General features: G+C 66.0%; 18 protein-coding genes. 8 read left to right on the forward strand and 10 right to left on the reverse strand.

Going from position 1 to position 18,002, the window contains the following annotated elements; genetic code table 11:
* Window positions 1–145: 145 nt before the first annotated feature.
* Together NU1_RS06255 and mscL are read left to right on the forward strand one after the other, a co-directional pair.
* Window positions 146–778, forward strand: a complete 633-nt coding sequence (locus NU1_RS06255; protein ID WP_084521011.1) for an SAF domain-containing protein — start codon at window positions 146–148, stop codon at window positions 776–778.
* A gap of 124 nt (window positions 779–902) precedes the next feature.
* Window positions 903–1,322, forward strand: coding sequence for a large conductance mechanosensitive channel protein MscL (gene mscL, locus NU1_RS06260; RefSeq protein WP_067518232.1), 420 nt, complete (start codon window positions 903–905; stop codon window positions 1,320–1,322).
* A gap of 91 nt (window positions 1,323–1,413) precedes the next feature.
* Here the strand turns inward: mscL and NU1_RS06265 are convergent, their stop codons facing one another.
* The 9 genes from NU1_RS06265 to NU1_RS06305 all read right to left on the reverse strand — a co-directional run bounded on the left by NU1_RS06265 (window position 1,414) and on the right by NU1_RS06305 (window position 9,828).
* Entirely contained in the window at window positions 1,414–2,085 is a 672-nt protein-coding gene (locus NU1_RS06265; protein ID WP_067518233.1) for an MspA family porin, read from the reverse strand.
* 62 nt (window positions 2,086–2,147) lie between these two features.
* A complete protein-coding gene (locus NU1_RS06270) occupies window positions 2,148–2,828 on the reverse strand; it encodes an MspA family porin (protein WP_067518234.1) in 681 nt (226 codons plus the stop codon).
* 433 nt (window positions 2,829–3,261) lie between these two features.
* A complete protein-coding gene (locus NU1_RS06275) occupies window positions 3,262–3,927 on the reverse strand; it encodes an MspA family porin (RefSeq protein WP_067518237.1) in 666 nt (221 codons plus the stop codon).
* Between the two features lie 62 nt (window positions 3,928–3,989).
* Window positions 3,990–4,661, reverse strand: a complete 672-nt coding sequence (locus tag NU1_RS06280) for an MspA family porin (protein WP_067518239.1) — start codon at window positions 4,659–4,661, stop codon at window positions 3,990–3,992.
* Between the two features lie 298 nt (window positions 4,662–4,959).
* On the reverse strand, window positions 4,960–5,334 hold the full coding sequence (locus NU1_RS06285; RefSeq protein WP_067518241.1) for a hypothetical protein: 375 nt from the start codon (window positions 5,332–5,334) through the stop codon (window positions 4,960–4,962).
* Complete coding sequence (locus NU1_RS06290; protein WP_212761434.1) at window positions 5,331–5,825, reverse strand: MogA/MoaB family molybdenum cofactor biosynthesis protein; 495 nt, start codon at window positions 5,823–5,825, stop codon at window positions 5,331–5,333. The genes NU1_RS06285 and NU1_RS06290 overlap by 4 nt, the downstream gene beginning before the upstream one ends.
* Before the next feature lie 119 nt (window positions 5,826–5,944).
* Complete coding sequence (locus tag NU1_RS06295; RefSeq protein ID WP_084521012.1) at window positions 5,945–7,570, reverse strand: trypsin-like peptidase domain-containing protein; 1,626 nt, start codon at window positions 7,568–7,570, stop codon at window positions 5,945–5,947.
* Between the two features lie 108 nt (window positions 7,571–7,678).
* On the reverse strand, window positions 7,679–9,055 hold the full coding sequence (locus NU1_RS06300) for a HAMP domain-containing sensor histidine kinase (protein WP_084521013.1): 1,377 nt from the start codon (window positions 9,053–9,055) through the stop codon (window positions 7,679–7,681).
* Between the two features lie 86 nt (window positions 9,056–9,141).
* Window positions 9,142–9,828 (reverse strand): response regulator transcription factor, encoded by a 687-nt coding sequence (locus NU1_RS06305; protein WP_067518243.1) that lies wholly within the window; start codon window positions 9,826–9,828, stop codon window positions 9,142–9,144.
* Window positions 9,829–10,241: 413 nt separating this feature from the next.
* Here NU1_RS06305 and NU1_RS06310 point away from each other — a divergent pair, with 413 nt between their 5' ends.
* The 5 genes from NU1_RS06310 (at window position 10,242) to NU1_RS06330 (ending at window position 15,492) form a co-directional block, all read left to right on the forward strand.
* The gene (locus NU1_RS06310; protein WP_245719967.1) at window positions 10,242–13,109 is read left to right on the forward strand and encodes a sensor histidine kinase; all 2,868 of its coding nucleotides are present in this window, start codon (window positions 10,242–10,244) and stop codon (window positions 13,107–13,109) included.
* Complete coding sequence (locus tag NU1_RS06315) at window positions 13,106–13,513, forward strand: roadblock/LC7 domain-containing protein (protein WP_067518248.1); 408 nt, start codon at window positions 13,106–13,108, stop codon at window positions 13,511–13,513. Before NU1_RS06310 ends, NU1_RS06315 begins: the two co-directional genes overlap by 4 nt.
* A 6-nt stretch (window positions 13,514–13,519) precedes the next feature.
* A complete protein-coding gene (locus NU1_RS06320; RefSeq protein WP_067518250.1) occupies window positions 13,520–13,894 on the forward strand; it encodes a DUF742 domain-containing protein in 375 nt (124 codons plus the stop codon).
* Window positions 13,875–14,555, forward strand: a complete 681-nt coding sequence (locus NU1_RS06325; RefSeq protein WP_084521014.1) for a GTP-binding protein — start codon at window positions 13,875–13,877, stop codon at window positions 14,553–14,555. Before NU1_RS06320 ends, NU1_RS06325 begins: the two co-directional genes overlap by 20 nt.
* A gap of 112 nt (window positions 14,556–14,667) precedes the next feature.
* A complete protein-coding gene (locus NU1_RS06330; RefSeq protein WP_067518252.1) occupies window positions 14,668–15,492 on the forward strand; it encodes an MHYT domain-containing protein in 825 nt (274 codons plus the stop codon).
* Between the two features lie 19 nt (window positions 15,493–15,511).
* On the opposite strand, the gene NU1_RS06335 is transcribed toward NU1_RS06330, so the two are convergent.
* Window positions 15,512–16,327, reverse strand: a complete 816-nt coding sequence (locus NU1_RS06335) for a VOC family protein (protein WP_067518254.1) — start codon at window positions 16,325–16,327, stop codon at window positions 15,512–15,514.
* A gap of 213 nt (window positions 16,328–16,540) precedes the next feature.
* Between NU1_RS06335 and NU1_RS06340 the strand changes: the two genes are divergently transcribed.
* A complete protein-coding gene (locus tag NU1_RS06340; RefSeq protein WP_169815002.1) occupies window positions 16,541–17,551 on the forward strand; it encodes a DUF1906 domain-containing protein in 1,011 nt (336 codons plus the stop codon).
* Window positions 17,552–18,002 lie beyond the last annotated feature (451 nt).

Below are 18,002 nucleotides of genomic sequence, written 5' to 3' on the forward strand. Positions count from 1 at the left end.
CGCGTCTCACCGCAGTCCGCCGCCTGATCCACTCCGCAGCGGCCTGAATCGGCCACTGTCCACATTGTTTTCGTTATCCACAGCCGACCCCGTTTCGAGCATTTCCGGGGTCGGCTGATCCGTGCGGGCTCCTAGGCTGCCCGTCATGATCCGATTGCGCACTGCGTTCGCCGAACTGCCGTGCCCGCCCTGGGCGGACGCGGTCCTGCTGCGCCGCCTACTGGCGGTCGTGCTGCTGGCGCTGGCCGCCACCCTGGCCCTGCGCGGCGATCCGGCTGCCCACCGCACCGAGGTCGTGACCGCGGCCCGCGATCTACCGCCCGGCCACGTCCTCGGTCCGGAGGATCTGCGTACCGCCTCGCGCGAATCCGCTTCGCTCCCGGACGGATCGGCCCGGTCCCCCACTCCCTTGATCGGTGCGACGCTCGCCGGCGCGATCCACTCCGGCGAGATACTCACCGACTTCCGCGTCATCGGACCCCGGCTGGCCGCGGTGGCGACCGGCTCCCCCGATGCCCGCATCGCCGCGATTCGATTGGCCGACAATGCCGTTGCGGGCGTCCTGCGCGCGGGTGATCGAGTCGATGTGGTGGCCGCCGAGGAACCCGCCCGCACGGCCCGCATTCTGGCCGCCGATGCCGCCGTGGTGCTGGTCTCCGGCGGTGACTCCGAACGCGGTTCCGGCGAGCGGGTGGTGCTGGTGGCGCTGGACGCGCGCCCCGCCACCGTGGTGGCCGCCGCGTCGCTACGCACCGCCCTCACGGTCGTGTTCCACTGACCAGCCCATTCGGTCCACTAGCATCGCCGAAACAGGCACCACCGCAATACCCACCCGGACAACTCATCCGGCGCTCGTATCCGGCCCGCCTCAGCGTGGCGACAAGGAAGAGGGAGTTTCGGCAATGCTCAAGGGATTCAAGGAATTTCTACTCCGAGGTAATGTCGTCGATCTGGCCGTTGCCGTGGTCATGGGCACAGCATTCGTCGCGATTGTCACCGCGTTCAGCGACGGCATCATCAACCCATTGCTCGCGGTATTCGGCGGCACCGGTGAACTCGGGCTGGGATTCCAACTGATGGCCGACAAACCGGCGACCTTCATTGCCATCGGTCCCATCATCACCGCTGCGCTGAACTTTGTCATCATCGCAGCACTGCTCTACTTCATCGTGGTGATTCCGGCGAACAAGGCCAAAAAGCGCTGGGGCACAGCTGATGCCATCGCACTCACCGAGGTCCAATTGCTGAGCGAGATTCGTGATCTGCTCGCGGAAGGTCCGAACCGCGGTGCGGGCGGCACGAATCCTGAACAGCGACAATGAGGGCCGGAATACAAAGAACGGGCCCGGTGCATTTCGCACCGGGCCCGTTCACCGCGGCTGGCCGCGTAATGAGTGCCGAGAGAGGCGTCGATCAGCCGAGGCTGAACGGCTGCCCCCACAGGGTGACAACGCTGCTCACGTTGTCGGTCTCGACCTTGACGAGCACGAACGCACGCGCCTGTGCGTAACCGGCGCATCCGCTGAGACCGATGGTCTCGTCAGCCCAGGTCACCGAGCCGTTGGTGCCCTCGAACTTGTTGCGGACCATGTGGTCCTCGTTGCCGTAGTCATCGGGGGCTTCCAGGTCGAGCACGTAGAACTTCTTGGCCTGGCCGGGGCCCAGGGACAGGTTGCCGCCGGTGGACACACCGAGGGACGCGCTGCCGCCTTCTTCCAGCGGAACGCTGCCTTCGACGCCGCCTTCCACGCCGCCACCGCCGATGTTGACCTGGCAGCCGACCACGTAGCCCGGGTAGATCTTGCCGCCGGTGTGGCCGCTTCCGGAGATCTCGACCTGGGCAGAACCACTGGTCCAGGCATTGCGGTGCAGCGGGGTGGCACCCATCGACGGGCTGATATTGGCCGACTCGCCGACCAGCTTGACCGTCACCACGGTGCCGTCGGACAGCGTCTTGGTGATTTCGCCGCCCGGCAGCGGGATGAAGGTGTCGGCATTGGCCGCACCTGTGGCAAGCAGGCCCAGGGCCGTGGTGGCGACAGCGCCAGCACCGGCCAGCCGCGCCATGGACTTACGGATGTTCATAATATTCCCTCAAGGGTTTTTATTCGCTTGCGCGAGAAAGGATTTGGCGGGTCAGAACCAGATCAGCCGATGCTGAACGGCATACCGTAGAGGGTCGTCTTCGAGTAGTGGTCGCCGATGATCTCGACAACGGTGTACGACCGCGCCTGCGCGTAACCCGCGCAACCCTCGATCTGCATCTCGACGTCCTGGTACTCGACCGAGTAGACGCCCGCCTTCAGGACATCCTTACCCTCGATCTCGACCCACTTGACCTGGCCCGGGCCGAGCTGCAGGCCCATGGACGCGCCGCCGCCGAGATCACTCAGGCTGAGGCTCGCGGATATACCCGCGGAGATCGCTTCCTCGCCGATGCTGACCTGGCAGCCGACGATGTAGCCGGTGCTCAGACGCGAAGCGCCGTGGGTGGAGGAGTTATTGGAACCCGGCAGGCCCGCCGCGCCATTCCAGGGGCCGACCTCACCTTCGGGCGTGGAGACGACATCGGCGGTGGCATTACCGCTCACCCACACGGTGCGACCGGCGCCATTGGCCGACAGCGACGGTGAGACGAGCGCGCGCTCGCCGGTACGGGTGATGGTGACTTCGCCACCGGGGCTTACCTTCTGACCGTCCGGCAACGGCACAAAGGTGTCTGCGTTTGCAGCGCCTGCCGACAGCAGGCCAACAGCGACGGCCACAGCCGCGCCGGCACCCGCAATGCGGGCACCGCTACGCAGACCGTGGGTACGGTTCTCGCTCATACTTCCCCTCATCAGGTTTCTAGCGGTCAGCCTCGGATCCCGAGGCTGAAATGGGGTCCTCTCAGGCCCAGCCCAGTTTGTCGTCTTCTTGTTGCCACTGTGTAACCAATGACAAATTTCGTCCGACAAGCGAACTCCATCACAGGAACCGGGCCAGGTTCCTGTCGAAGCGAGCGGGGAACGCCGCACCTCGAGACTGGAGAACCCACAGGTCTAACAGCCCGAAGTGGGACATTAAACACTTAGGCAATGGCTGAGCAACGTAAGGGATCATAAAGGTGATGTGATCTGGATCACACTCTCCCGGATTCTCATATCACTTGATTTGCATAAGTGTTGTGAGCAGGCACGTCACGAAAACACGAAAAGGGCCCGGTGCTAAGCGCCGGGCCCTTTGGTCGAGCCTTGCTATGACTCGCTACGGGAAGAAAAGTCAGCCGAGACTGAACGGTTGACCCCACAACGTGACAGCCGAGGAGACATTGTCGGTCTCGACCTTGACCGTCACGAAGGAGCGTGCCTGAGCGTAGCCACCGCACCCGTTCAGGTTGAGGGTCTCGTCCGCCCAAGTCACCGAACCACTGTTACCGGAGAACTTATTGCGCACATAGTGGGACTCGCTGCCGTAGTCGTCGGCGGCCTCGAGATCGAGGACGTAGAACGCCTTCGACTGGCCGGGGCCGAGGGACAGATTGCCGCCCGCGTTCGCGCCGACACTCGGCGACGAACCGTCGTACGCCGCACCGCCGTCGACACCACCGGAGGCGCCGCCGCCGGCGATATTGACCTGGCAACCCACGACGTAGCCGGGGAAGATCTTGCCGCCGATCGCGGCACCGGAGATATCGACCTGCGCCGAGCCGGAGACCCACGCATTGCGATGCAGCGGGGTGGCACCCATCGACGGGTTGATATTGGCGGACTCACCGACCATGCGGACGGTCACCACGGTGCCGTCGGACAGGGTCTTGGTGATTTCGCCGCCCGGCAGCGGAACGAAGGTGTCGGCATTGGCGGCACCGGTGGACAGCAGACCCAGCGCCGCCGTCGCGGCGACGCCGCCACCGGCCACCCGGGCCACAGTCTTACGAATGTTCATGGATTTCCCTCTGGGGTCGAATTCGCTTACGCGCGAAAGAATGTGCGGATTTGAAGACCACGTCAGCCGAGGCTGAACGGCTGCCCGTAGAGGGTGGTCTTCGAATAGTGGTCGCCGATGATCTCGACGACGGTGTACGCACGCGCCTGTGCGTAACCCGCGCAACCCTGGATTTCGACCGGGATGTCCTGGTATTCCACGGAGTAGCGGCCCGGCTTCAAGATGTCCTTGCCATCGAGGCCGAGGAACGTGACCTCACCGGGGCCGAGGTTCAGGCCGATGGAGCCGCCGGCCTTGGCGCCGGTCAGGTCGATGCCGCCGGAAATGCCCGCCGAAACGGCGTTATCGGCGAGGCTCACCTGGCAGCCGACGATGTAGCCGGTACTCAGACGCGAAGCGCCGTGGGTGGAGGAGTTATTGGAACCGGGGTTGTTGGCGGCACCGTTCCAGGGGCCCACCTCACCCTCGGGGGTGGCGGTGACATCCGCGACGACATTGCCGCTGAGCCAGGCCGTACGCCCGGCGCCATTGGCGGCCAGCGACGGCGAGATGACGGCGTGCTCACCCGTACGGGTAATGGTGACGCCCGAGCTCGACTTCTGACCGTCCGGCAACGGTACGAAGGTGTCGGCATTGGCAGCGCCCGTGGACAGCAGGCCGACGGCCACGGCAGCGGCGGCGCCCACGCCCGCGATACGGGCGCCACGAATACCGCGAAGGCGGTTGTCGCTCATGTGTTCCCTCATCAGGTTGTTGCGAATAACAGCCCCGACTGTCGGGGTTGCGCGGGCCTCCCGAGGACGGACTTTGCATACCGGCTACATGCCAGCACCTCATCCAAAGCCGTGAAAGTCCTGAGAATTGCGGACCCGCCGCCGACAATAACTGTTACAGCAATCACTTAGCAACAACCGCCGTAATGACGTGAAAACCAGCGACACCCCGTCATTGCGGCGCGCTTTCGGCCGGGATGACGGGGTGTGCGGATCGAAATGACGTGGGTCTGATGTGCCGGTACTGGCGCACCACGTCTCAACCGTGATGAGGCGGCTTCTGAGCGCGGAGCCAGGCTTCCGACGACGTACCCGACTGCGGTTCGGGGGTGCGCTCGTCCGTGGTCGTCGACGGCAACGTATCGCCGAATACACGCGCCAACAGCGCCAGCTCAGCGGCCGAGCGCTTCTTCTTCGCCCCCGGAGCAGCGGGCGCACCCGGGCTCGCAGCCCCCGAGGTGGCGGACGCATGCGGCTTCTTCGACGCCGAGGTGGCGGATACGCCCGGATCCGGCGCATCCCCCGTGGACGCACGAGGCCCCGCCCGGCCATCGGCCGCGGCGGATTTCTCCTCCGCGGCGGATTTCTTTGCCGGACGGGGCTGCTCGGAGTCGCGTTCCGATTCGGACGTCATTCCGCCAAACCGGAGAGCTGTTCGATAACGCGGCTGGCGAGCGGGCCGAGGGTGGCCATGCCGTCGCGAACGGCGGCCCGGCTGGCAGGCAGGTTCACCACCAGGGTGCTGCCCGAGATGCCCGCCAGACCACGGGACAGGCCCGCGTCGACCGATCCGGAGTGCAGGCCGGAAGCGCGCAGCGCCTCGCTGATACCCGGCAGTTCCCGATCGAGCACATCCGAGGTGGCCTCGGGGGTGACGTCACGCGGTGACATACCGGTACCGCCCACCGAGATCACCAGGTCGACGCCGCCGATCACGGCGGTATTGAGGGCATTGCGGATTTCGACCTCATCGGCCTGCACCGATACCGAGGCGTCGACCAGGAACCCGGCCTCGGTGAGTAGTTCGGTCACCAGCGGACCGAGTGAGTCCACGCCGCCATGCGCGGTTCGGTCGTCGACGACCACGACAAGAGCTCGGCCGGCCACAGCCGCATCGATTTCCATGGTGCTCACCGTAGCGTCCTTGTCCGACAACGGCTCCCATCCCCCGGTCGAGGTGCTCCGTTCCGCGAGTACGGTGACCGGTCGAGTTCGGTGCTGATTCATTCGAGTTCCGTTCTGGCTCATCGTCCGCCCTCAACCACGGCCTCACCGAGGGTGACTTCGACGGTCTTCGAATTATTGCCCTGCTCATCGGTATAGGTGATCTTCACCTTGTCGCCGGGACGATGCGAGCGCACCGCGGCGATCAGGGCATTACCGGAATCGACGACCTGATCGTCGAGCTTGGTGATGACCGCGCCATTCGGAATGCCCGCCTTGGCGGCCGGGCCGTCCGGGGTCACCTCGAGCACGCGCGCGCCGTTCACATCGTCGCGCGCACGCACCTTGATGCCGATCTGGGCGTAGGTGGCCTTACCGGTCTTGATCAGTTCATCCGCCACGCGGCGCGCCTGATCGACCGGAATCGCGAAACCGAGGCCGATGGAACCGCTCTGGCCGCCGGGTTCCGAAACACCCATGGTGGCGATGGCGGTATTGATCCCGATCAACTTGCCGTTCATATCGACCAGCGCGCCACCGGAGTTGCCCGGGTTGATGGCCGCGTCGGTCTGAATGGCGTCGATGACCGTACCCGTCGAGCCGGGTTCGCCACTTGTCGACACCGGGCGGTTGAGCGCCGAGACGATACCGGTGGTGACGGTGCCGGCCAGGCCGAGCGGCGAACCGACGGCGACCACCGACTGACCCACCTGCAGATTGTCCGAGCTACCGAGTTCGATCGGTGTCAGGCCCTGCTTACCGGTCACCTTGATGACCGCGAGATCCGAGATGGGGTCGGTGCCGACCAGGGTGGCCGGTGCGGTGGACCCGTCACTGAACGCCACATCGATCTCGGCATTCGGCCCCGCACCGCTGACCACGTGGTTATTGGTGAGGATGAGTCCGTCGCTGGACAGCACCACACCGGAGCCCTCCCCCTCGGCCCGCGCACCCGCCACCCGGATCATGACCACGCTCGGCACCACCTTCTGCGCCACCGCCTGCACCGAACCGGCGGGGGCGTTGGCGACGGTGGAGACCTGGTCGCGCGGCGCGTCGAGCGCATTGGTGATCGCGGGTCGACTGCCGGAGTCCCGGGTCGCCATCGATCCGACCGCACCGCCGATACCACCGCTGACCAAGGCCAGCGCCAGCGCGCCCGCTACCACGGCGGTACGTCGGCTGCGCTGCGGCGCGGGCGCAGCCGCGTAGCCGGGCTGACCGGACGCACCGGGTCCCGTGTAGTGCGGCGCGGTGTACTGCTGGCCGGTCTGGAACCCACCGGACTGGAAGCTGCCGGTCTGGAAGCCACCCGGCTGGGACGGATACCCCGGGCGCGAATCACCGCGGGGGAATTCCGCGGTGGCCGACGGATCATGGGTGCCGCCCGGCCCCGCCGCGGCGTACGGCTGCGCGCCGTGGCCGTAGTGGGCGCCCGCACCCCCGAAAGGGCCGGGGCCGCCGTAGGACTGGGGAGCGTGCTCGCCGTAGGACTGCCCGCCCTGGCCGCCGGATCGCGCTGAGCCGCCCTGGGGCGCCGCGGTGCCGCCGTGGAGCTCGGTGCCGTCGTGCGGACGGCCACCGGCGCCGTAAGGCTGACCGCTGCCGCTGTGGGGCTGGGCGGTCTGGTCGTTGCCGGGCACCGCGGCCGGGCCGCTGTGCGCATCGGGCTGATCGCCGTGCGCGCCCTTGGAATCCTCGGTCATATCTCTCGTTTCTCCCTCGAGTCTGACGACCAGCCTGATGACAACGACTGAGAGCGGACTGAGACCGTCCTTGCATTTCGATACGAGTTCCAGCGCGACGGTACGAGATCAGTGCGAGACAGTCGGTGATGCGCCTTCTCCAGGAAGAACGATACGGATCAGCGCGCCGCCACGGTCGGAACGGTCGATGCTGATGGTGCCGCCGTGTTTGGTCACCACCTGTTTCACGATGGCCAGGCCGAGTCCGGAACCGGGCATGGATCGCGAGGCAGTGGTCCGGTAGAAGCGTTCGAACACCAGCTCCCGTTCGGCGGGCGGAATACCCGGCCCGGCATCATCGACGATGAATTCCACCAGCCCGCGCCCGTTCTCGGCCATCCGGACGAAGACCTTCGCCCCGGCCGGGCTCCATTTGGCGGCATTGTCGAGCACATTGAGCAGGGCGCGCTCCAACCCTGGCTCATCGCCGTAGACCACCCAGGACCGCAACTCCGCGTCGAATTCGATTCCGGTGCGCCGCCGCCGCACTCGTTCCAGCGCGCGTTCGGCGACATCGCCGATATCGACCTGCTCGTAGACGGTCTCCGGGGCGTCCTCGCGCGCCAGGTCCACCAGATCACCCACCAGCGTGGACAATTCCTCGATCTGCGCCATCACGTCATTGCGCAGCTCGGCCATATCCTCGTCCGGAATGCGTGGCGCGCCCGGGCGACTGGAGGCGATGAGCAGTTCGGCGTTGGTGCGCAACGAGGTGAGCGGCGTTTTGAGTTCGTGCCCGGCGTCGGACACCAATCTTCGCTGCCGCTCCCGGGATTCGCCCAACGCCCGCAGCATGGTGTTGAAACTCTCGGTGAGCCTGGCGAGTTCGTCGTCTCCGGTGACCGGAATCGGGGTGAGGTCGTCGGTGCGGGCAATACGTTCGGTGGCCGAGGTTAGTCGCGCGACGGGGCGCAAACCGGTGCGCGCCACCGCGGTTCCGGCCGCCGCCGCCAGCACCACGCCACAGCCGCCGACCACGAACAGCAGCAGGGCCAGCCGGTCGAGCACCTCGCGGGTGGGTTGCAGCCGCTGCGAAACCACCAGGGTGGAGCCGGAATTGGTGCGCCGAGCGAGGACTCGCTGATTGTCGACGGTATGCAGTGAGAAGGCGAGTTCACCGTGCGCCACGGCCTGCTCCTGGCTGCCGATGGGCGGTTTCGTGGATTGCGGCGGCAGGTACGGCGACCCATCCGGGAAAATCAGCGCCACACCGACATCGGTGGAGTACAGGCCCGCCAGCACGATCGACTGGAAGCCGAGGCTGTCGAAGTTGTTGTCGATCATCAGCGAAGCCCGCGCGCGCAGTTGCGCATCCACGTCGGCGTACAGCGAACGCGCCACCATGGCATAGGCGGCGATGGAGGTCACGGCGACCGCGACGGCCACCAGTGACGCCGCCAGCAGCGTCACTCGCCAACGCAGCGATACGGTCCGCGTCAGCGGCATCGGCGGGCGCAGCTCCGCCGACTCCGTACGTCCGATTCCAGCGACCTCCGGTCGCCTCGGCACGGTTCTACCCACGAGCACGGCTCCTACGGAGGGGTTTCACGCAGCACATATCCGACGCCGCGCACGGTGTGGATGAGCCGCGGTTCACCGTCGGCCTCGGTTTTGCGGCGCAGATATCCGATGTACACCTCGAGCGCGTTGCCGGAGGTGGGAAAGTCGTAGCCCCATACCTCTTCCAGGATCCGACTGCGGGTGAGTACCCGGCGCGGATTCGCCATCAACATTTCCAGTAGCGAGAATTCGGTGCGGGTGAGGCTGATCTGTCGCTCGCCGCGCCAAATCTCCCGGGTTACCGGATCCAGCGACAGATCAGCGAACGTCATGGTCTCCGAGGATTCCATCTGATCGGTGGTGGTGCGCCGCAATAAAGCCCGTAGTCGAGCCAGCAGCTCCTCGAGCGCGAAGGGTTTGGGCAGGTAGTCGTCCGCACCCGCATCCAGACCGGAGACCCGTTCGGATACCGAATCCCGGGCCGTCAGTACCAGAATCGGCAGATCGTCACCGGTGCTGCGCAGGCGGCGGCACACTTCGAGCCCGTCCAGCCGCGGCATCATCACATCCAGCACCAGGGCGTCCGGGCGCTGACCGACCACCTTCTCGAGGGCGTCGACACCGTCGACGGCGAGGTCGACGGTGTAACCATTGAAGGTCAGTGAACGCCGCAGCGATTCACGAACCGCGCGGTCGTCATCGACTACCAGAATGCGCATGGCCTCCAGTCTGACCGTAGCGACTGAGAGGTGACTGAGAAGGTGGCATCCGACACGCCGAGTGACATCGCGCGGTGACCTGCACCTTTCGATTCGAATGGGACAGCGGCCGAGTAGTGCGCGCGAATGGGAATTCGAAAGGCGTTGCAGCTAGCTACTTTCGGAGTCTCACAGTGTGAGTCGCCCGAATTGCCGATGCACAGTTCACGCGGTATGTTGCGAGCCGGAAAAGAAGACCCTTAGTTGGTTCCGCGCGTGTTGAACCCCATATCCGTACAACCGCATACGACTCGGGGTCCACTCGTGAAAGCGGAGGCGACGGCATCGGGATGGAAGCTGCTCCCCGGTCTTGGCAATTCAGCCTGTCCAATTGGCCCGTCACACGCAAGGTCGGCATCGTACTGGTGCTACCGGTGCTTCTTGCCTCGACCTTCGCGGTGCTGCGCATCAACAGCGAACTGCAGACCATCAATCAATTGAGCGCCGGCACCGCACAGGCCGCCGTCTTCTCACCCACAATCAAGTTCGAGTACGCCACACAGGAACTCGCCGTCGCGGCCGTGACCGCCTTCGGCAATCCGGAAGCGAACCCGGCTCTCGATACCGCGATCGGACGATTCGACAGCGCGGCCGCCGATCTGGACACCGAACTGCGCTCCTCCACGGTCGAACATGCGATCAGCTCGGAACTGACCCAGGTCCTCGCCAGTGCCCGCTCCATGCGCAACAGTCTCCGTAGCGGATCCGTGGCGTCCATCGGCGAACAGGTCGACGCGATCTCCACCAAGATTCGCGAGACCATGTCGACCTCGCAGACGGTCGGCGAGCTGCGCGTACAGCAATTGTTCCTACAGGTCGGTACCGCCACGGTCGCCGGCCGCATGCTCACGCAGGAACGCATCATGCTGGCGACCCCCAATGCCGGGCAGAATCCCGCGATCCGGGTGCGCCTGCTCACCACCATCGGCGCCGAACTCACCATGATCGAGTCCTACCGCGAGCTCAATACGGGACTGGCCGAGAACTACCCGATCATCAAGGACAGTGCCGAGACGCGCATCGGCATCCTGATGCAGAACGCACCCGATCCGGGTTCTATTCCTGCCATGCAGGAGAACCTGCGCGCCAGTGCCGATGCCTACGGTCGCGAAACCGTCAACCTCTCAGAGGCTCTCGACGCCCAACTGGCCCGATTGACCACCGAGGCTCGCAATAACGTTCTCCGCGACACCTCGATCGTTATCGGCATGCTGCTGGCCGGTCTGGCCATCGCCCTCGTGGTCGCCCGCTCGCTGGTCGTCCCGGTCCGCCGTCTGCGACGCGACGCCCTCCAGGTCGCGCATATCGACCTACCGCAGGAACTCGAAGTGGTGCGCTCCGGTGGGGCAACCCCCGAGATCACCCCGGTCGACGTGCACACTACCGAGGAAGTCGGACAGCTCGCCCGTGCCGTCGACGATATCCACCAGCAGGCGCTGCACCTCGCCGCCGATCAGGCCCGTTTGCGGCTGCAGATCGGCAATATGTTCGAGACGCTGTCTCGCCGCAGCCAATCCCTCGTCGAGCAACAGCTCAATCTGATCGAGGAATTGGAACGCGACGAGGACGACTCCGAACGGCTGCAGAGCCTGTTCCGCCTCGACCACCTCGCCACCCGCATGCGCCGTAACGGTGACAACCTGCTGGTGCTCGCCGGTACCGCGCTGCGCCGCGGTCACCTGCCCGCGGTGCCGCTGTCGGACATGCTCTGGTCGTCGGTCTCCCAGGTGGAGGACTACCAGCGCGTCGAAATCGGCACCGTGCCCGATGGCATTGTCGCCGGTGAACCCGCCGTCGATATCGAACACCTGCTGGCCGAGCTGATCGATAACGCGCTGCGCTACTCGCCGCCGTCCACGCCGGTGGCGGTGTCGGTGGCTCGCGCGGTGGACGGTGGCTATCTCATCGAGATCACCGACCGCGGTCTGGGCATGAATGCCGAAGACCTGCAGTCCATCAACGACCGCCTCGCCTCCGGTGGTGAGGTCAATGTCGAAACCGCCCGCCGAATGGGTCTTTTCGTCGTCGGCCGACTGGCCAAGCGGCACAACATCACGGTCAGCCTGCGCCGCACCTCCGCCATGGTGGCGCAGCCGGGCATTACCGCCAGCGTGCATCTGCCGGGCACCCTGGTCTCCCCCGCACCGGCGCCGGAGCGCACCGACAACAGCACCGGCACCTACCCGCTGACCAGTGCGCTGCCGGTGAATCCGCAGCACTCCGGCCTGACTTCGCTTCCGTCCGGCCAGAATTCGCAGCAGCAGTCGCTGACGACGCTGAACGCACCGGGTACGCCCACCGCGACCCCCGCGGTCGCACCGCCACGGCTCATGCCGGTGCCGAATCCGCCGGAGCCCGCCGCTCCGCGCTTCGGTGTCACCAGTTCCGGTCTGCCGCAACGTCGTGCCTCGCTCGACGAACCGGAACCCGCGCAAGCTCGGCCGGAGACCGAGGCCGCGCCGAGCCCGGTGGACTTCTGGGGCGAGAACCAGCAGTGGGACAACAGCGAGACCCAGCAGTACAAGGCCAGCGATGTCGAGCAGTGGGGTAGTGCCAACGGTCTGAGCCGTCAGCCCGCCCCGGTTCCGACCCCGGTTCCGACGCCCGCCCCCGCACCGGAGCCCGTTGCGGCACCGACCGGCAGCGCCGCGAGCTTCGGCGGTTACAGCAATGGTGGATTCGAGAACGGCGGCACCGACAATGCCACCGGCGCGGCGAACGGCAGCACCGCGAACGGCCCCGCCGGAAACGGCAACGGCGGTAATGGCAATAGCGGCGGTGGCAACCGCAGTGACGACAGCAACGGCAACGGCAACGGTGATAGCGGCGCGGGCCGCACTCCCACCGCACCGCGTCAGCCCGCACCCGCACAGGGTCTGCGCCCGGTAGGCGACGATATCCAGTCGCCGATCTACCAGCGCATGGTGTCGGAATGGCTGGTCGAACCGGCCGTCGGCGGCCAGCCCAGCGCGGCGTGGTCCTCATCGTCGGATGCCGGATGGGCCGCCGCCGAACAGGCCATGGAACCCGCCACCAACTCCACCACCCAGGGCGGCCTGCCGATCCGTCGCCCCGGGGCCCAGCTCGTCCCCGGCGCCGCCGCACCTGTCGAAGAAGAAGGCAACCGTAATCCGGACGAGATCCGTAGCAGTTTGACCAGGCATCTCAGCGGGGTCCTGAGTGGGCGGGCAGACGCCCAGTACAAAGACGGAGCCCCATACAACGACGGAGGGCATGCATGACCGAACAGCGCACCACAACCGATGAAAATCTGAACTGGCTGGTCACGCGTTTCACCCGCGAGGTGCCGGGGGTTTCGCACGCCGTTCTGGTTTCCGCCGACGGTCTGCTGCAGGCCACCAGCCCACACCTGCCTGCCGACCGGGCCGAGCAGCTGTCCGCGGTCACCGCCGGTCTGGCGAGCCTGGCGGCGGGCGCGGCACAGCTCTTCGACGGCGGCAAGGTAATGCAGTCCATCGTGGAGATGCAGCGCGGGTACCTGCTGGTCATGAGTGTGGGCAATGGCTCGCACCTGGCGGTGCTGGCCAATAAGCAGCACAACATCGGCCGCATCGGTTACGAAATGGCACTGTTGGTCGATCGTGTCGGGTCCGTGGTTCAGGCCACCGCCCGTCAGGCCGTCTGATCGCAGATGTCCAGCCCGAACGGCGCCGGCGCCGGCCGGCCGACCTCCCGAGTCCGTCCCTACGCGCTGACCTCCGGCCGCACCGAGCCGGCGGTCGATCTGCCCATGGAGGCGGTCGTCGAGACCCTGTCCTATACCGCCCATTTCGACTGGCCCGCAGGCGATATCCGGACCGAGATCCTGCGTCTCGGCACGGCTCGGCTGTCGGTAGCCGAGATTTCAGCCCACCTGCAGCGACCACTGGGCATGGTGCGCGTGGTGATCGGTGATCTCGTTGTCGCCGGAACCCTGCGTGTGCATTCGACTTTGAGCGAAGAGGCGACCTTCGATGAGCGCCGATCTTTAATGGAGAGGACCCTGCATGGACTCCGGGCGCTATGACGCCGCGCCCTATAACGGCGCCCCGCAGTTCCCGAATCAGAATGCGACGCCGCAGTTTCCGCCGCGTCCCGGTGAGGGAGGCGAGTTCCGTACCGCATCGACCAAGATTGTCGTAGCGGGCGGATTCGGCGCGGGCAAGACCACCTTCGTCGGTGCGGTATCGGAGATCGTTCCGCTGCGCACCGAGGCCATGGTTACCGCCATATCCGAAGGTCACGATGACCTGGCGGCCACGCCGGGTAAGGAAACCACCACGGTGGCCATGGATTTCGGGCGCATCATCCTGCCCGGCAACCTGGTGCTGTACCTGTTCGGCACACCCGGACAGCGGCGGTTCTGGTTCATGTGGGACGACCTGGTTCGCGGCGCCATCGGCGCGGTGGTGCTGGTCGATACCCGGCGCATCGAGGACAGCTTCGCCGCTGTCGACTTCTTCGAGGCCAAGAAGCTGCCCTTCCTGGTCGCGGTCAATCGGTTCCCGGACGCCCCGCGCTTCCCGGTCGCCGAACTGCGCGAAGCCCTGAGCATCCGTGAGGGTGTGCCGATTGTGGATATCGATGCCCGCGATCCGGGAGAAGTGCGCCGATCGCTGGCCGCGGTCACCGAGTACGCGATCGAACGACTGATGGCGCAGCAGCGCGAAACCGCTTGGCGGGGTTGAGCATCCGTAAACCTGGGTAAAGGGTGTTCGAGGGTGTGTGGCCCTCGAATACCCCGCCCCGTGGTGCACGGGGCGATCGGCTAGGCAGAACTCGACTGGGAGTACGTACGGCGTGATCTACTTCTCAATGGGCTATTGGATCATCGCGTTGGCGCTGATCGTATCGACCGCTGGCGCGGCGGTCGGCCTGGCCTGCATCCGGCAGTCCACCAGATCGGTGACCGCTCGGTTCCGCTTCGTGTGGTTGTTCGTCGCGGCCGCGTCCATCGGCGGTGTGGGCGTATCCATGCCGGTATTCGTCTCGATGCTCGGCGTCGAGGCGGAGGGCAGCCAGATTCGCTACGACGAGACCCTCACCACCGTGTTCTCGGCGGCGTCGGGAATCACCGTCATGCTGGCGCTGATCATTGTGGGCCGGACCCAGAACTGGGTGCGATTGGGGCTGGGCGCACTGGTGATGGGCGCGGGAATCGGTTCGATGGAGCTGCTCATTCTCTCGGCCGTACACGTGCAGGGCACGGTGCAGCTCAATCCGCTGTCGATTGCCGCGGTCTACGCGATCGCGCTGCTGCTGTCGGCGGCGCTGCTGTGGTTCAGTCTCCGCGTCAATTCGACGGTGGTGCTGATGGGCGGCGCCATGCTGTACGCGCTCGTCGTGACCGGTATGCACTACACCGGACTGCTCGGCCTGAGCTTCCATATCGACGCGGCGGCCTCCGCGCCGACCGGTGCGGATCTGTTCACCTTCTTCGTTCCGTTCTTCATTATCGGCTCACTGGCACTGGCGATTCCGATTACCGCGATCCTGGTCGCCCCGGACCGCCGCGAATCCCAACTGGCGTCCGCCAGTTCGCGTTCGGGCGAGAAGCCTGGCAACGGTGGCGTCTCGATGCCGGAGCCGTGGTCGCTGGCCCACACGCCGGAGTCGGTGCGCTGACCAACCGTTCCGGGGTGGCTCACCCCCGTCCACTCTTGGGTTCCGGCATATCGCCGACAACCTGGCTGGGATCCAGCAGGGCGAACAGTTCACCCTGCGGCGCGGCCACCACCACCATCCGGCCGAAGGGCCCGTTCTCCGGTGGCAGCAGCACGGTGGCTCCGAGTTCTTCGGCCCCGCGCACGCCGTCGTCGATGTCGTCGTACTGGAACCAGGTGAGCCAGTAGGGCTGGCCGGGGGCGCTGCCGGTGCGGCTGTCGTCATTGATACCCCCCGCGCTCTCGTCCGAACCGGGCGCGATGAAGGCGGCGTAGCGCATGGTCTCGTTGTCGTATTCGAGATAGCTGAAACCGAATACGTCGGCGTAGAACTGCTTCGCCGCCTCGTAGTCACCGGTGTGCAGGTCGTTCCACAGGTACGCGCCGTGCTCGTTGTAGACGGCCGCGCCATTGTGTGCCCGCGCCTCCCACACCGCGAAGGGTGCGCCGGTGACGTCGGCGGCGACGAACATGCGGCCGAACTCCATGACGTCGAACGGTGCTACCAGCAGGGTGCCGCCCGCGGCGCACACCGCCGCGGCGGTGTTGTCGGCCGACTCCACCGCGAAGTAGGTGGTCCAGGCCGAGGGCATGCCCACTTCCGGTTTGGGTCCGATTCCGGCAATGGCCTGCCCCGCCCGCAGTGCCATCAGGTATCCCCCGGCCGCCGGGTCACCGCCCTGTACCTCCCAGCCGAACAGTTCGGCGTAGAACTCACCGGCCTTGGCCGGGTCGTCGACCTGGCAGTCCATCCAGCACGGGGTGCCGGGTGGCCAGGCTGCACTGCGTATGGGCATATCGGTCGTCTCCGTTCAAAATCCGACGGTTTCCACTCAAAATTCCGACAATTCAATGCATTTGGACAAGAGCCGACCCGGCATGGTGATGTCGGTCACACGGCCGTATCCAGTCAACCACCACACGGTGACAAATACCCGCACTGGCCGATTTTCGAACTATGCGGCCGGATGCCCGGCGGTCGGCGTGCCACGCGAATTACAGTGGTACTCATGCGTTTCGGGTTGGACTACGCGGGAGGGCGACCCGGGGCGAGCGCGATCCGGGCCGCGGGCTATGACTTCGTGGTGCGCTATCTGTCCGATGGCGGCCCCAGTCTGCCCGGTAAGCTGCTCACCCCGGCCGAGGCCGATGACCTGCGTGCGCACGGGGTTTCGATCGCTTCCAACTGGGAGACCACCGCGGCCCGCATGCTGGACGGCTTCGGCGCGGGGGTCACCGACGCGCACGCCGCACTCGCGCAGGTACTGCGTTGCGGCGGCCGTCGCGATCGACCCATCTACTTCTCCGCCGATTTCGACGCCACCCCCCAGCAGCAGGTACCGATCAATGCCTATCTCGATGGCGCCGCCAGTGTCCTCGGCCGCGAGAACGTCGGTATCTACGGCGGTTACTGGCCGGTCAGCCGGGCGCTGGACGCGGGCACGGCGACCTGGGCATGGCAGACCGTGGCCTGGTCCGGCGGCAATCTGGATCCGCGCCGACACCTACTGCAGACCGCACGGCAGGTGGATGTGAACCGCGTGCGCTGCGATGTGAATGTGGCCGAGCGCACCGATTTCGGCCAGTGGGACTTCGAACAGGAGGAATCGGACTTGACGCCTGAGCAGGAGGAGATACTGCGCGATATCCAGATCCAATTGCGCGGGCCGGGCCTGGGCGGCTGGCCGCAATTGGGCACCGATCCACAGGGCAATAACCGCACGCTGGTGGATGCGATGGCGGCAGCGCTGGCCCGGATCGACGAACTACGCACGGAGGTCAGCGAACTGGAGGCGACCACCGCTGAGCTGGAGCGGGAGGTGGAGCGACTGTCCGGTCACAACTGGCCGTGGCCGCTCTCACTGATCGCGGGTCCGGCCAATCTGGTGGGCAACCAGCTGGCGCGGCTGGAGCAGCTGCTACCCGATTTGCCGCTTCCGGGCCGGGGCGGCGGAAACGGTGACGATCGCACGCCGGAGACCGCCACCCGGAAACCAGCGCCCGACAATCGAATTGGTTGATATGTCCGGAATTGCCGTGAACTGGGGTGCAAGGCCGGTTGCGCTGACCGCGCCGGAAAACGCCCCCTGAAGTGGCGATGAGCGGGTTCTTCTGTTTCCAGAAGAACCCGCCCTCGGCCACGAGAATACCGCCGTAACAGCACGAGTTCATCACTTCCGGAAGACTTTTAGGTTTCACCGGTGCGACCGGCCGTGCGTACCTCGCCGGACACGGGATCGCGCAGTGCGCGACCGCGTGACCGATCGGTGAATCCCCTGCGACGACAGCAAATTTAGCGCTATCTTCAGGATGAGCCCCATGACATCGAGAGGTGCTCGTCACCGCGGTCCAACGGCGGACGCAGGCAACAACGAAGGCGCCGAACCGCTCGCACGGTTCGGCGCCTTCGCCTTCTGCCCCTGCCCGGGCCGTAGCCCTTGTCGAGGTCTATCGGATCGGGCCGCGATTGTG

It is taken from the genome of Nocardia uniformis NBRC 13702, assembly GCF_001613345.1.
GTDB lineage: Bacteria > Actinomycetota > Actinomycetes > Mycobacteriales > Mycobacteriaceae > Nocardia > Nocardia uniformis.